Here is a 14,017-nt window from a genome sequence, read left to right on the forward strand (position 1 = left end):
GTCTGGACCTGGTCAGAGCGCTCTGACCCACGCGGCGGCAGCCGCGACGGTCGACACCGTGTGGACGCCCTCGGGAAGTGCCGGCCGGTCGACCATCACGACGGGAATTCCCAGCTCGTCGGCGGCGTCCACCTTGGAGCGCGTCATGTCACCACCGCTGTTCTTCGTCACCAGGGCCTCGATGCCGTAGTCCGCCAACAACTTCCGCTCATCGGCGTAGCGGTACGGGCCGCGGGAGAGCAGCAGTTCGTGTCGCCTTGGCAGGGCATCGCCCTCCGGCGCGGTCACCGCCCGGATCAAGAACCACGCGTCGACGCCCGCGAACGCGGCACTCCCCGAACGCCCCGTGGTCAGGAACACCCGCGAAAACTGCTTCCGCGCAACGACGTCCGCAGCGGCGACGTCCGAGTCGACCACGATCGCGCCACCTTGGGGCCACGCCGGCCTGGCCAGGACGACGTGCGGCACGCCCAACTCCCGGCACGCCGCGGCGGCGTTGGCCGTGATCGTGGCGGCGAACGGGTGGGTGGCGTCGACCACCGCATCGACCCGATCATCACGCAGCCAGCGGCCGATTCCGTCGGCTCCCCCGAACCCGCCGATGCGGACCTCACCGACCGGCAGCGCCGGATCGGGAACCCGGCCTGCGAGCGAGCTCAGCACCCGAACGTCCGGATGCAACTCGGCGGCGAGCTTGCGCGCCTCCGCCGTGCCGCCGAGCAGCAGTATCCGCACTAGTGCCTGCTCCCGCGCCGTCGCGCGGGCGAATACAGGTAGCTGTCGGCGAATCCGTCGGCGGCGAGAACGTCGCCGACGATGATGACGGCGGTGCGGGTGACACCCGCGGCACGCACCTCCTCGGCGAGCTCGCCAAGACCGCATCTGAGCACCTTCTCCTGCGGCCACGACGCGAAGGCGACCACCGCGCAGGGAGTTTCGGGGCCGTACCCGCCCGCGAGGAGGTCGGGCACGATCGCGTCGATCTGCGCGGCCGCCAGGTGCAGCACCAGCGTGGCCCCTGGCGCCGACAGCGAGCGCAGGTCCTCCCCTTCCGGCATCGCGGTCGACAGGGTCGCGACCCTCGTCAACGTAACGGTCTGCGCAACCCCCGGCGCCGTGAGCTCTCGGCCGAGGGCAGCCGCTGCGGCAGCGAAGGCGGGCACGCCGGGCACGACTTCGTAGTCGACCCCTTTCGCGTCGAGTCGGCGGCACTGCTCGGCGAGCGCGCTGTAGATCGACGGGTCGCCGGAGTGAAGTCGGGCCACGTCGAGACCCGCGGAGTGGGCGTCGGTGAGCTCCGCGACGATCTGATCCAGCGTCAGTGGCCCGGTGTCGATCACGCGTGCGTCCGGCGGGCAGAGTGCCAGCAGGTCCTCGGGCATGATCGAGCCTGCATAGAGACACACGGGGCACCGTTTGAGCAGCCGCTCGCCGCGGACGGTGATGAGATCGGCAGCACCGGGACCCGCGCCGATGAAGTAGACGGTCATCGCTTGGTCACCGCCCACTGGGTGACGGGCATCGCTGGGCGCCAGCCGGTGAAGTCGCCGACGGGTTCACCGCGATAGTGCTGGAACCGACGGAGCTCACCGCCGACGCGCGAATACCACTGCGCGAGCATGGCTTCGGACTCGACCGTGACCGCATTGGCGACGAGACGGCCACCGACGGGAAGCCGTTCGAAACAGGCGTCGAGCAGCCCGGGCTGGGTCAGCCCGCCGCCCACGAAGATCACCGAGGGCGCCTGCTCCGCGTCGAACGCCGCTGGCGCGCCCAAGCGCACGTCGACGTGGACGCCGAATGCGTGCGCATTCTCGGCGATGCGGTTGCGGCGCACCTCATCGCGTTCGAACGCCACGGCCCGGCAGCCAGGTCCGCTGCGGCTCCACTCGATCGCGATACTGCCCGAACCCGAACCCACGTCCCACAGCAGCTCGCCGGGCCGTGGCGCCAACGCGGCCAACGTCACCGCGCGCATCGACTGCTTGGTGAGCTGCCCGTCGTGTGCGAACGCGTCATCGGGCAACGCGGCAAACCGCCGATCCTCCGGCAGGTAGCGCACGGCCATCACGTTGAGTGAGTCCACGTCCCCCGGCGGCCGGGCCGCCCACTCTCGGGCGGTGGCCGAGCGACGCAGTTCCCTTGGCCCGCCGAGTTGTTCGAGCACGGTCATCTCCGAGTCCCCCCGTCCTGTCGTGGTGAGCAGCTTCGCCAGCGCGGCTGGACTGGTTGCGTCGCGAGACAACACGACGGCCCGGCCGCCGCGGCGCACCGCCGTATGGGGGGCGGCCGTGACGAGGCTGATCACCTCGGTGTCCTGCACCGCCCAGCCAACCCGTGAACACGCCAACGTCACCGACGAGACGTGCGGCAGGACGGCGACCACGTCCGGTCCGTGCAGGCGGATGAGCGCGTTCCCGACCCCGTGCAGCAGCGGGTCACCGCTGGCGACGACGTGTACGTCGCCCTCGGTCTCGTCGAGCAGGGTACGCAGAGCGGGCAGCATCGGCGATGGCCACGAACGCCTCGCTGCGGAGATGCTTTCGTCGAGCAGGTCGAGTTGGCGTCGCGAGCCGTAAACGACCGTCGCCCTCATCAATTCGTTCCGCGACGACGGCGGCAGCCCCGCCATCCCGTCCGCGCCAATGCCGACCACGATGATCATCGCGACAACCTGCGCCACACCGACCGCGGCATCGACCGCAGCCCGAACGCGAGCAGCGCGAGCGACCGAGGTACCCAGATCTCGCTGCGCCCCTTGGCCAGTGCCCGCGCCGCCGCGTCGGCCACCTGCTGCGGTGTGCTCGACAGCGGCGCGGGTGACAGGCCCTTGGTCATCCGGCCGACGACGAAGCCGGGACGGACGAGCAACAGCCGAACCCCGGAGCCGTGCAGCGCGTCGGTCAGTCCGCGCGCGAACCCGTCCAAGCCGGCCTTGGCCGAGCCGTACACGTAGTTTGCCCTGCGCACGCGGGCACCCGCCACCGACGAGAACACCACGATGGCGCCCCCGCCCGCCGATCGCATCGTGGCGGCCAGCACCGTCAGCAGGCTCACCTGCGCGGTGAAGTCGGTGTGCACGATCGCGGCGGCGTGGGCGGCATCGACCTCGGCACGGGTCTGCTCACCCAGGATTCCGAACGCCAACACCGCGACCCCGATCGGACCGTGCTCGGCGACGATCGAGGAGACGAGCGGTCCGTGCGAGGCGAGGTCGTCGGCGTCGAACTCCGCGACGCGAACACCGGCGGCGCCCGCCGCCGTCACCGCGGCGATCTCGTCGGTCAGCCGGTCGGCGCCCCGCGCGGCGAGCACGACGGTGTTGCCCCGAGCCAACCGAGTCGCCAACTCGAGCCCGATTTCGCTGCGCCCGCCGAAAACAACCACCACGCGAGTGTCAGCCGTGTCCTCCATGGCTGCGATTATGTCCTGCGCTAGGTTGGACACCGATGGCGAAGGCAACTACGCGGCTCACCAACGACGCGCTGGCGTTCCTGACCGAACGGCATCTCGCCATGCTGACCACCCTTCGCGCGGACAATTCACCGCACGTCGTCGCGGTCGGATTCACGTTCGACCCCAAGACGCACGTCGCGCGAGTCATCACGACCGGTGGCTCGCAGAAGGCGGTCAACGCCGATCAGCGCGGGATGGCCGTACTCAGCCAGGTCGACGGCGCCCGCTGGTTGTCGTTGGAGGGCAGCTCGTCGGTGAACGCCGACCCCGACGCGGTCCGCGACGCCGAACTGCGATACGCCCAGCGCTACCGCACCCCGAGGGTCAACCCGCGGCGCGTGGTGATCGAGGTGCGGATCGAACGGGTGCTCGGGTCCTCGGAACTCCTGGATCGCGGCCGCGACGCCTGACGCTGGCGCCAGAATGGAGCCATGACGAGCGTGCAGATCAAGGACGTTCCGGAGGAGACACTCGCGGTCTTACGGCGGCGCGCAGCACACGCACACCAGTCGCTTCAGGAATACCTGCTTACCCGGTTGATCGAGGAAGCGCGGATGCCCACGGTAGAGGAAGTGCTCGAGCGGGTCGCTGGCCGCACGGGCGGCTCGGTGCCGCTGTCGGCCGCCGTGGAGGCAATCCGGAGGGAACGTGATCGTGGTTGATACCAGCGCCTTGGCGGTCAGACCGGAACCACCAGCAGTTCGTGCGGGCGCTCGTTGACCGACGTCGCCCCGTCCGCGGTGACGATCACGATGTCCTCGATGCGGGCACCCCATTCGCCTGCGAAGTAGATGCCGGGCTCGACGCTGAACGCCATGCCCTCCTCGAGCGACAGGTCGTTTCCCGCGACGATGTAGGGCTCCTCGTGCACCGACAGCCCGATCCCGTGCCCGGTGCGGTGCACGAACGCCTCCGCCAATCCCTCGGCGGCCAGGACGTCGCGGGCGGCCGCGTCGACCTGCTCTGCGGTGACTCCCGGCCGCACGGCTGCCACCGCCGCACGCTGGGCTCGCTGTAGCGCCGAATAGCGCCTCGCCACGTCACCGTCCGGTTCGCCGATGCTGTACGTCCTGGTCGAGTCCGAGTTGTAGCCGGGCTCGTAGGGCCCGCCGATGTCGACGACGACGATGTCGCCAACCACCAGCTGACGGTCGGAGCACTCGTGGTGCGGATCGGCGCCGTTGGGACCCGACCCCACGATGATGAAGGCGACTTCCGAATGCCCTTCGGCGACAATGGCTTCGGCGATGTCGGCGGCGACGTCGGCCTCGGTGCGGCCCGGCACCAGGAATCCGGGCACCCTGGCATGGACGCGGTCGATCGCTGCTCCGGCCTCGTGCAGCGCCTTGATCTCCGCGTCGTCCTTGATCATCCGCAGCCGCCGCAGCACGTCGGTGGCCAGCACCGGAACGACGCCGAACACCTCCGCCAACGGCAACAGGTGCAGCGCGGGCATGGAATCGGTCACGGCCGCGGCGACCCGGCCACCCCCCAGTGCGTCGGCGACCAGTCGGTACGGGTCGTCGCCATCGACCCAATCCCGCACCGCCAGACCCAGTTCGGTCACCGCGGACTCCTTGAGCGACGCCAGCTCCATGCGAGGCACGACGACGGTGGGCTCACCGTCGCTGGGCAGCACCAGGGCGGTCAACCGCTCGAAGGTCTGACCGCGCGACCCGACGAGGTAGCGAAGGTCGTACCCCGGGGTGATGACCAGACCGGCGAGCCCGGCTTCGGCCGCCGCGGCGGTGGCCGCCCGCAGTCGGCCCGCGTAGACGTCGGTGCTGAATCGGTCGGAAGTCATGGCGTCGAGGTTAATCGGCGTGGCGATAACTGGCGACCTCGATCAGGTTGCCGTCCGGATCCCGGCAGTAGTGCGACGTCATCGGGCCGAGAGCGCCGGTCTTGGTGACCGGCCCCTCGGTGATCTCGACACCAGACTCGCGCAGGTGCGCCCCGATCGCGTCGGGATGCGCGTCCGCGATGAAGCAGAGGTCCAGGGTGCCCGGCTGATCCACCGCCGCCGTCACCCAGTTCTGCGCGCCGGTGGGTCGCAGGTTGAGCTTCTGATCACCGAACCGCAACGCGGTCCGGCCCCCGGCGAACGTCTCGCGTTTCATGCCGAGCACCCGGACGTACCAGTCCGCGGTGGCCTCGACGTCACGGCAGTTGACGACGACGTGATCGATGCGGTCGACGGTGAAGGTCATACCCCACGCTACTGTCACTCGAATGGTGCGTGACATCCGCGATCTCACCGACGAGCGCGACGCCTACGCCGACGAACTGGGCCGGCGCTGGGGTGGTCTGCTCAGTTATCGCTACATCGGCCGCCAGTACGCGTCGATGGACCCACGCGCCGTCGAGAACACCGTCACGCTGCGCCACGACATGCGCAACCCGACGGGCGGGCTGCTGCTGGCGGTGCTCGGCATCTCGGCCCCCGAGAGCGGGCACATGTCGGATCTGGAGGCGGTGCCGAACCCCGTCATCCACTCCTGCCAGATCCTCGACCCCGGCCGCGACGTGCGGCGCATCGAGATCGTGTCAGAGGAGCTCAAACGCGGCAGGCAGATGGGCTACAGCCGGGCCAAGATCGTCGATGCCGACCAGCCCGACCGCGTGCTCGCCCTGATCGAGGGCCAGGGCGTCACCATCGGCACGCCCCCGGGCGGCCTGCCGAAGATGGAGGTCGACAACATCGAGGTCGTCGACACACCGGACCTGCCGCCGCTGTGGCGGGTATTCGGAGGCCACCGCCGCGCCGACGAGTGCTGGGCACTTCCCGAACTGTCCGCGGAGGTGGCGTCCCCCGACGCCGCCCTGCACATCGGTCCCCAGTTCGTCATCCTCGAGACCGCCGCCGCCGATGCCGCCGCGGCAGTGGTGAACACGGATCTGCTGCAGGGCGTGTCGTCACACGTGATGTTCCTCGCGCGGGGCAAGGTCGGCCCGTTCCGGGTGCAGGCGGAACCGTTGACGGGCGCCGACGGTGCGGTAGCGGTCAGGGTCGTGCTGCACGACGAAGGCAGCGACGACAAGCCGATCACCGCAGGCTCCTACCTCTTCCGAATCGAGACGCACCGATGACCGCACCCGTGATGCTGCTCGACGGCGCCAGCATGTGGTTCCGTTCCTTCTTCGGCGTCCCGTCCTCGATCACGGCACCCGACGGACGGCCGGTGAACGCCCTGCGCGGGTTCCTCGACACCGTGGCGACGCTGGTCACCCGGGAACGCCCGGCCCGGCTGGTGGTCTGCCTCGACCTCGACTGGCGGCCCCAGTGGCGGGTGGATCTGATCCCCTCGTACAAGGCGCACCGCGTCGAGGAGGAACGCTCGGGCGCCCAACCGGACGTCGAGGAAGTGCCCGACGACCTGACCCCGCAGGTCGACATGATCATGGCGATGCTCGACGCCTTCGGCATCGCCACCGCGGGCGCCGAAGGTTTCGAGGCCGACGACGTCCTCGGCACCCTGGCGGCCAGAGAGCGACGCGACCCCGTGGTCGTGGTCAGCGGCGACCGGGATCTGCTCCAGCTGGTCGCCGACGAACCGGTATCGGTCAGGGTGTTCTACATCGGGCGCGGACTGGCAAGGGCGACGATGTTCGGCCCAGAAGAGGTGGCCGAACAGTACGGCGTGCCCGTCGACCGCGCCGGCGCCGCCTACGCGGAACTGGCCCTGCTGCGGGGGGACCCGTCCGACGGCCTGCCAGGGGTCGCCGGCGTCGGCGAGAAGACGGCGGCCACGCTGCTCGGCCAGCACGGTTCACTCCAGCGGATCATGTCGGCGGCGGCCGATCCGTCGTCGAAAATGCCTGCGGCGCAGCGTAAGAAGCTGCTGGCGGCGACCGACTACGTGATCGCTGCGGAGCAGGTCGTCCGGGTCGCCACCGATGCGGAGGTCACCATGTCGACCGAGTCTGACGCACTGCCCCTGACCGCCCGGCACCCGCGAAAGGTCGCCGAGCTGGCGGGTGAACTCGGCGTCACGTCATCGATCGCGCGGCTGCAGAAGGCGCTCGACGCGCTGCCCTTCGGCTAGCGGGGCCGACCGACCTCGTAGGTACCGCTGTCGTCCTGGAACGTCACCGTGACCTGGCGCTTGGTGCCGTCGACGCTGACCTCGCAGTCGAACGTGCCACCCTTGACGACCTTGGGGTTCGCCCCGTTGTTGCAGTTGACGCCCTCGACGTTCTTGGCGCCGTAGCCGTTGGTCTGGTCACTGAGGATCTGCTGCACGCCGGTCTGCGCGGCCTTGACGTCGAGGTTGGTGGTCACGAACCAGCCTGGCTTCCAGAAGCCCAGAATGCCGACGACGATCAGGACGATGACCACGAAGGCGCCGATCACGCCGAGGACGACGTTCGCCGACTTCTTCGACCCGTCTGGACCGCCCGTCGACGAGTACGGCGAGAACTGCTGATTGGGGTCGTACTGACCGGGCTGCTGCTGGCCGTACTGCTGGTTCGGGTCGTATTGGCCGGGCTGACCGTACTGCGGCTGCTGTCCGTACTGCCCCGGCGGCTGGCCGTATTGCGGGTAAGACGAGGGGCTGTACGCGGTGGGCTGCTGGCCGTACTGCTGGTTCGGGTCGTACTGGCCGGACTGACCGTATTGCGGCTGCTGGTACGGCTGGCCGCCGTAGGCGGGGGGCTGCTGCCCGTACGCGGGAGGCTGCTGCCCCCACGCAGGCTGCTCGGTCGGCGCCTGTTCAGGAGTCTGGGGCTGCTGCCACGCGGGGTCGGCGGGCTGCTGACCCGCCCACGGCTGAGTGGGGTCGGATCCCTGCGGTCCGCTCATCGTCACTCCTAGGTGCGTCTTCTCGTCGAATCTGAAACTTCTGCAAAAGACTACCCTGCGTCAACGGCGACGACGCCGCGCCGAATCGCGCCGATCGCGCGTTTCGCTCCTGCCCGCAACTCCGGTGTCGGGGCGGCATTTCGCACCTGGTCGAGGAGATCGAGCACCTGTCGGCACCACCGGACGAAATCGCCTGCAGACAGCGGTGATCCGGTACCCGAGGCGTCGGAGGCAGCCAACGACGCCGACAGATCACCCGTCGTCGCCCAGCGGTGAACGGCCGCCACGAAACCCGGATCGGGCTCGCGACTCGCCGGCAGGCGGTGACGCTGCTCGTCGGCCCTGATCTCCGACCACGACCTGCGGGTCTGTGACAGCGCGCGCCGCATGCCGGGTGTCGCCCCCTCCACGACCGGTGACGCGCCCGGCGTGTCACCGCGCGACTCGAACAGCACGGAGGACACCACCGCGGCCAGCTCCGCGGCATCCAGACCGTTCCAGGTGCCGCTTCTCAGACACTCCGCGACCAGCAGATCGCTTTCACTGTAGATGCGCGCCAGCAGCAGACCGTCGGTGGTGACCTTGAGGTCGCCGCCCTCGATCGGCTCGATGAAGCCGCGCTCGGTCAGCAGCAGCACGATTCTGTCGAACGTGCGCGCCAACGAATTGGTCGCTGCCGCAACCTTCTTCTGGATCTCGGCGTTGTCCCGCTCGATCCGCAGGAAGCGCTCCGCGATGCGGATCTGCGCGTCACGGTCGGCGAGGTGGTGCGCGGGATGGGCGCGCAACTGCTCGCGCATCGCGGCCAGATCCGGATCCACGTCGTGGTCTGCGTCGCGAGGCAGCTGGCCACGCTTGGGCCTTCCGGCAGGCACGGGCAGACCCGCCGCCGCCGACCGCAATGCGGACGCGACGTCGCGACGGACCCTCGGCTGCCGGTGCTCGACGCGCTTGGGCAACGTCATCGACCCCACCCGCGCGGAGGATCCACTGAAGTCCGTCGACGAAATGCGGCCTGCCCAACGATCTTCGGTCAGCACCAGCGGCCTGGGGTCCTCACGGTCGCCCGCCGGTTCGAGCACCACGGCGAGCCCGCCGCGGCGGCCCTGCCCGATCGTGATGATGTCACCACGGCGCAGCGCGGCCAGCGCGTCGTTGGCCGCGTTCCGCCGTTGCAGCCGCGATGCCCTGGACTGCGCCCGCTCACGCTCGGAGATCGTCGCGCGCAGCCGCGCGTACGCGAGGATCGGAGCGTCCCTGCCACCGAAGTCGGCGGCGAGCTCGTCCATCATCCGTTCACCGCGGGACACCCCACGAACCAGTCCGACCACCGAACGGTCCGCCTGGAACTGGGCGAACGACCGCTCCAACAGCTGATGCGCCTGTTCCGGGCCCATGTGGTGCGTCAGGTTGATCGTCATGTTGTACGACGGCGCGAACGAGCTGCGCAGCGGAAACGTCCGGGTGGACGCCAGCCCCGCGACGTCGGCGGGCTCCACGTCGGGGTGCCACAGCACCACGGCATGCCCCTCGACGTCGATGCCGCGTCGGCCCGCCCGGCCCGTCAGCTGGGTGTACTCCCCAGGTGTCAGCGGAGCGTGCTGCTCACCGTTGAACTTCACCAGGCGTTCGAGCACGACGGTGCGCGCGGGCATGTTGATCCCCAGCGCGAGTGTCTCCGTGGCGAATACGGCCTTCACCAGTCCCGCGGTGAACAACTCCTCCACGGTGTGGCGGAAGACGGGCAACAGGCCCGCATGGTGGGCGGCCATCCCGCGAAGCAGCCCCTCTCGCCATTCGTAGTAGCCGAGCACCACCAGGTCGGCATCGTCTAGATCGGCACATCGCCTGTCGATCACCTCGGCGATGCGGGTGCGCTCGACGTCCGTCGTCAGCCGTAGGGGTGAACGCAGGCACTGCTTCACCGCCGCATCGCAACCAGCGCGGGAGAACACGAACGTGATCGCGGGCAGCAGGCCCTCGTTGTCGAGGGCGCCGATCACGTCGGGGCGCGACGGCGGCCGGTACATGGTCGGCCGTCCGCGCTGCCCAGGGCGACCACGGTTTCCCGGCCTGCCCCGCGGCTGCCAGTCCGCCAGCCGGTCCGCCTCTCGCCGGTGGGTGATGTGACGGAGCAGCTCCTTGTCCACCAGAGACGGGTCGGCCTTGGCCTCGGTGCCCTCGAACAGATCGAAGAGCCGCTTGCCGACCATCATGTGCTGCCACAGCGGAACGGGCCGGTGCTCGTCGACGACGACGGTGGTGTCACCGCGGACGGTCTGGATCCAGCCGCCGAACTCCTCGGCGTTGCTCACGGTCGCCGACAGGCTGACGAGCCGCACGTCCTCGGGCAGGTGCAGGATCACCTCCTCCCAGACGGCGCCGCGCATCCGGTCGGCGAGGAAGTGCACCTCATCCATGACGACGTGGGAAAGCCCGTGTAGCGCATTGGAGTTCGCGTACAGCATGTTGCGAAGGACCTCGGTGGTCATCACGACGACCGGGGCATCGCCGTTGATCGACTGATCACCGGTGAGCAGGCCGATGCGGGACGCGCCGTACCTGGCGACCAGATCGTTGTGCTTCTGGTTGCTCAGCGCCTTGATCGGCGTGGTGTAGAAGCACTTTCGGCCAGAAGCGAGCGCGAGGTGCACGGCGAACTCACCGACGACGGTCTTGCCCGCGCCCGTCGGGGCGCACACCAGCACACCGTGCCCATTCTCCAGCGCCCTGCAGGCGCGGAGCTGAAAGTCGTCGAGCGAGAACGGCAGCTCCCCCGCGAAGCCGTCGAGCTGGCTGGCCCCCGGCGGCGTCTCAGGTGGCTTGGTCATCGATGCCCAGCCGGGACGGGGTGGACACGGTCGTCGGCGGCTCGACGGGCTCCACGTCACCCAGCGGGGCAGCCATGTCGTCGGGAACGTCCTCGAGCGCGGCGCGGCGGGCCTTGCGCCTGTCGTTGACGCGAGCCACCTGGATGGCGAACTCCAGCAACAACGACAACGCCAATGCCAGCGCCAACATCGAGAACGGATCCGAACCCGGCGTCGCAAAGGCGGCGAACACGAACATGCCGAAGATCAGCCCACGCCGCCAGGCCCTGAGCCGCTCGTAGGGCAGCATGCCGACCAGGTTCAGCATGATGATCAACAGGGGGAACTCGAAGCTGATGCCGAACACCAGAAGCAGGTTGATCAAGAAGCTGAAGTACTGATCACCCGACAGCGCGGTGATCTGGACATCGCTGCCGACGGTGAGCAGGAAGCTCAACGCCTTGGACAGCACCACGTACGCCAGCACGGTGCCGCCGATGAACAGCGCAGCGCCGAAGGCGACGAACACCGACGCGAACCGGCGCTCCTTCTTGTACAGACCAGGCGTGATGAACGCCCACAGCTGATGCAGCCAGACCGGGCAGGCCAGCACGACGCCCGCGGTCAAGGCGACCTTGAGCCGCAGCATGAACTGGTCGAATGGCGCCGTGGCCAACAGACGGCACTCACCGTTGGGAGCGATGGTCGCGCGCGCCGACGGCGGCAGCGAACAGTAGGGCGCGCGTAGCCAGTCGCCGAGGCTGGGCAGGCCGAAGGCGCCGTGGGTGTACCAGAAGAATCCGAGTGTCGTGGTGACCAGGATCGCGACGACCGCGATCAGGAGACGGTTGCGGAGCTCCTGCAGATGGTCGACGAGCGACATCGTGCCGTCTGGGTTGGCCTTGGCCCGTCGACGGCGCGGATCGAGCCTCTTGAAGATTCCGGGGGTTTGCACGGGTCCTCTGGACGCCACCTAACGGCGCGGCCTCGCGGCGCGCCGAAGGTTTGGTTTGGTCAGGCCGGTCGCTGCTCGGTGGGCTGCTGCGGCGCCGGTGCGGGCTCCACACGCTCCGAGGCGATGGGCGTCGGCGCGGGCTTGGCTGCCCCGCTTTGGACGTCGTCGTCCGGCTTCCCGTCGGACTGCATCTCCTTGATCTCCGACTTGAAGATGCGCATCGACTTGCCGAGCGAACGCGCGGCGTCGGGGAGCTTCTTAGCGCCGAAGAGCAACACGAACACCGCGATGACGATCAACCAGTGCCACGGTTGTAGACCACCCAATTTGGACACCTCCAGATGTTGGGGGCGAGTCTACTCGCCCTCTCCTGCACTAGGGACCTCGTAGGCCTGCAGCGCGGCGACGGCCGAGTCGCGCACCCGGTCTGCCAGGGATTGAGGCTCCAGAACGCGGACCGCCGAACCGAAGCCGAGGACGAACCTCGCCATCCAGCCGTCGGACGCGTACGTCATCGCCGCCTCGCAGGCGCCGCCCGGCAGTTCGTGCAGCACCCGCAGCGGGTAGTAGTCGAACATCCACGCGGCGGACCGGTCGATCAGCAGCGTCGCGGCAGGCAGCGACGGGTCCGCGTCGAACAGCGACGTGTCGGGCCCAGCCTGCACGGCGGGCTCGGGGGGCGCGGACCGCTCGTCGAGCACGCGCGCATCGACGATGCGGTCGAACCGAAACAGCCTGACCCCCTCGGCGGTGCGGCACCACGCTTCGAGGTAGGTGCGGTCACCGACGAGCACCACGCGGATCGGGTCGACGACACGGCTCGACAGCGTGTCGTGCGATGCCGAGTAGTAGTCGAGGGCCAGCGCGCGACCGTCCCGTACCGCGGCGCGCACCGCAGCCGCGGCCTGGCTCTCGATCGGTGCCGGCTCGTCGGTCGCGGCATCGGCGCCCTCGCGGGCGCCGGTCGCCGTTCCGGCCGCGGACTCGATCTTGGCGATCGCGCTGCGCGCCGCTTCCGGATCGACGATGCCCGGCACCTCGAGAAGCGCCCGAAGCGCCACCAGGATGCCCGTCGCCTCGGGGGACGTCAGTCGCAGCGGGTGATCCATCCCCGCCGAGAACGTGACGTCGATGGTGTCACCGGAGAACTCGAAGTCGATGAGATCGCCAGGCCCGTAGCCAGGCAGTCCGCACATCCACAGCTGATCGAGGTCCAGGGTGAGCTGGTGCTCGCTCACCCCGAGCTCAGCGGCGGCCTCCGCGCGGGTGATCCTTGGGTTGGCCCGCAGGTACGGGACCATGTTGAGCAGCCGCACCAGGCGGGTCGACACGCTACTCACGAGTGCGCACCTCCCCCGGCTTGCGCGCGGAGCCGCTCGATCACGTCGTCCCGCAACGACTCCGGCTCAACGACCACGGCGTCGGCGCCGTAGCCCGCGATCTCGCGGGCCAACCGGTCCTGCCTGCCGATGTCGAGCGCGATCTCGTCACCGTCGCGCCCCGCCAGCGACTTCGTGGTGACGGTGACGGCCTGACGCCGCAGCGCCGTACCTCGGCCGTCGGCGACCCAGACCCTGGCCTGCGCGCTTGGCGGCAGGTCTGCCACCACCCGGTGCACGATCTCCCTGAGGTCGACGCCGTCGGGCCGGTGCACCGCGCCCTTGGATCCGGTGGCCTTGACGTCGGCATCGATACGCGACAGCCGGAAGGTTCTGGTGGCGTCGCGGGTGCGGTCATGCCCGACCAGGTACCACCGGCCGCGGTGGGTCACGACGCCCCACGGCTCCACCGTGCGGTCGGTGTGCGGATCGCTGCGGGAGGCACGGTGCTTGAACTGGACCGCCTGGCCGGAGTCGATCGCGGCCAACAGGATTCCCAGCACGTCCTCCGACCCGCGCAGGCCCGGCAGCGAAGACGTCGCGGTGATCGCGACGGCGGACTCCGGCGCGTCGACGTCCACGCCCGCCGCCCGAAGCTTGAGCAGCGCACCCT

16 protein-coding genes are annotated in these 14,017 nt (G+C 69.5%); 4 read left to right on the top strand and 12 right to left on the bottom strand.

The genetic code is table 11. The features are described 5' to 3' along the window. Positions 1 to 12: 12 nt before the first annotated feature. Genes ACRDUX_RS33365 through dprE2 form a run of 4 tightly spaced genes read right to left on the bottom strand, consistent with a single transcriptional unit; the run spans position 13 to position 3,414 of the window. A complete protein-coding gene (locus tag ACRDUX_RS33365; RefSeq protein ID WP_526420558.1) occupies positions 13 to 735 on the bottom strand; it encodes a cobalt-precorrin-6A reductase in 723 nt (240 codons plus the stop codon). Next, positions 735 to 1,490: a precorrin-4 C(11)-methyltransferase gene (gene cobM, locus ACRDUX_RS33370; RefSeq protein ID WP_526420560.1), complete on the bottom strand. Its 756-nt coding sequence runs from the start codon at positions 1,488 to 1,490 to the stop codon at positions 735 to 737. Before cobM ends, ACRDUX_RS33365 begins: the two co-directional genes overlap by 1 nt. After that, positions 1,487 to 2,665: a precorrin-6y C5,15-methyltransferase (decarboxylating) subunit CbiE gene (gene cbiE, locus ACRDUX_RS33375; RefSeq protein WP_526420562.1), complete on the bottom strand. Its 1,179-nt coding sequence runs from the start codon at positions 2,663 to 2,665 to the stop codon at positions 1,487 to 1,489. The genes cobM and cbiE overlap by 4 nt, the downstream gene beginning before the upstream one ends. Beyond that, complete coding sequence (dprE2, locus tag ACRDUX_RS33380) at positions 2,662 to 3,414, bottom strand: decaprenylphospho-beta-D-erythro-pentofuranosid-2-ulose 2-reductase (RefSeq protein WP_526420564.1); 753 nt, start codon at positions 3,412 to 3,414, stop codon at positions 2,662 to 2,664. The genes cbiE and dprE2 overlap by 4 nt, the downstream gene beginning before the upstream one ends. 35 nt (positions 3,415 to 3,449) lie before the next feature. On the opposite strand from dprE2, the gene ACRDUX_RS33385 reads away from it, so the two are divergent. Continuing rightward, positions 3,450 to 3,866 (top strand): F420-dependent biliverdin reductase, encoded by a 417-nt coding sequence (locus ACRDUX_RS33385; protein WP_526420566.1) that lies wholly within the window; start codon positions 3,450 to 3,452, stop codon positions 3,864 to 3,866. A gap of 21 nt (positions 3,867 to 3,887) precedes the next feature. Beyond that, entirely contained in the window at positions 3,888 to 4,118 is a 231-nt protein-coding gene (locus ACRDUX_RS33390) for a FitA-like ribbon-helix-helix domain-containing protein (RefSeq protein ID WP_526420568.1), read from the top strand. Between the two features lie 17 nt (positions 4,119 to 4,135). Here the strand turns inward: ACRDUX_RS33390 and ACRDUX_RS33395 are convergent, their stop codons facing one another. Together ACRDUX_RS33395 and ACRDUX_RS33400 are read right to left on the bottom strand one after the other, a co-directional pair. Next, the gene (locus tag ACRDUX_RS33395) at positions 4,136 to 5,260 is read right to left on the bottom strand and encodes a M24 family metallopeptidase (protein ID WP_526420570.1); all 1,125 of its coding nucleotides are present in this window, start codon (positions 5,258 to 5,260) and stop codon (positions 4,136 to 4,138) included. A 10-nt stretch (positions 5,261 to 5,270) separates the two neighbouring features. After that, positions 5,271 to 5,666, bottom strand: coding sequence for a VOC family protein (locus ACRDUX_RS33400; RefSeq protein ID WP_526420572.1), 396 nt, complete (start codon positions 5,664 to 5,666; stop codon positions 5,271 to 5,273). Between the two features lie 22 nt (positions 5,667 to 5,688). Between ACRDUX_RS33400 and ACRDUX_RS33405 the strand changes: the two genes are divergently transcribed. Next, positions 5,689 to 6,546: a hotdog fold domain-containing protein gene (locus ACRDUX_RS33405; protein WP_526420574.1), complete on the top strand. Its 858-nt coding sequence runs from the start codon at positions 5,689 to 5,691 to the stop codon at positions 6,544 to 6,546. Continuing rightward, a complete protein-coding gene (locus tag ACRDUX_RS33410; RefSeq protein WP_526420576.1) occupies positions 6,543 to 7,502 on the top strand; it encodes a 5'-3' exonuclease in 960 nt (319 codons plus the stop codon). Before ACRDUX_RS33405 ends, ACRDUX_RS33410 begins: the two co-directional genes overlap by 4 nt. Here the strand turns inward: ACRDUX_RS33410 and ACRDUX_RS33415 are convergent. The 6 genes from ACRDUX_RS33415 to ACRDUX_RS33440 all read right to left on the bottom strand — a co-directional run. Next, a complete protein-coding gene (locus ACRDUX_RS33415; RefSeq protein WP_526420578.1) occupies positions 7,499 to 8,260 on the bottom strand; it encodes a DUF4333 domain-containing protein in 762 nt (253 codons plus the stop codon). The two genes, ACRDUX_RS33410 and ACRDUX_RS33415, sit on opposite strands and share 4 nt — an antisense overlap. 50 nt (positions 8,261 to 8,310) lie before the next feature. Beyond that, the gene (locus ACRDUX_RS33420) at positions 8,311 to 11,091 is read right to left on the bottom strand and encodes a DEAD/DEAH box helicase (protein WP_526420580.1); all 2,781 of its coding nucleotides are present in this window, start codon (positions 11,089 to 11,091) and stop codon (positions 8,311 to 8,313) included. After that, positions 11,075 to 12,025, bottom strand: coding sequence for a twin-arginine translocase subunit TatC (gene tatC, locus ACRDUX_RS33425; RefSeq protein ID WP_526420582.1), 951 nt, complete (start codon positions 12,023 to 12,025; stop codon positions 11,075 to 11,077). Before tatC ends, ACRDUX_RS33420 begins: the two co-directional genes overlap by 17 nt. A 59-nt stretch (positions 12,026 to 12,084) precedes the next feature. Further along, positions 12,085 to 12,351, bottom strand: coding sequence for a Sec-independent protein translocase subunit TatA (gene tatA, locus ACRDUX_RS33430; protein WP_526420588.1), 267 nt, complete (start codon positions 12,349 to 12,351; stop codon positions 12,085 to 12,087). Positions 12,352 to 12,381: 30 nt separating this feature from the next. After that, positions 12,382 to 13,365 carry a helix-turn-helix transcriptional regulator gene (locus tag ACRDUX_RS33435; RefSeq protein ID WP_526420584.1) on the bottom strand — a complete coding sequence of 328 codons (984 nt, stop codon included), beginning with the start codon at positions 13,363 to 13,365 and terminating at the stop codon, positions 12,382 to 12,384. Further along, positions 13,362 to 14,017: helix-turn-helix transcriptional regulator (locus tag ACRDUX_RS33440; protein ID WP_526420586.1), on the bottom strand; the 656-nt coding region annotated here is incomplete at its 5' end. The genes ACRDUX_RS33435 and ACRDUX_RS33440, both read right to left, overlap by 4 nt.

This window comes from Mycobacterium sp. (genome assembly GCF_050701675.1).
In the GTDB taxonomy this organism is placed as follows: Bacteria; Actinomycetota; Actinomycetes; order Mycobacteriales; family Mycobacteriaceae; genus Mycobacterium.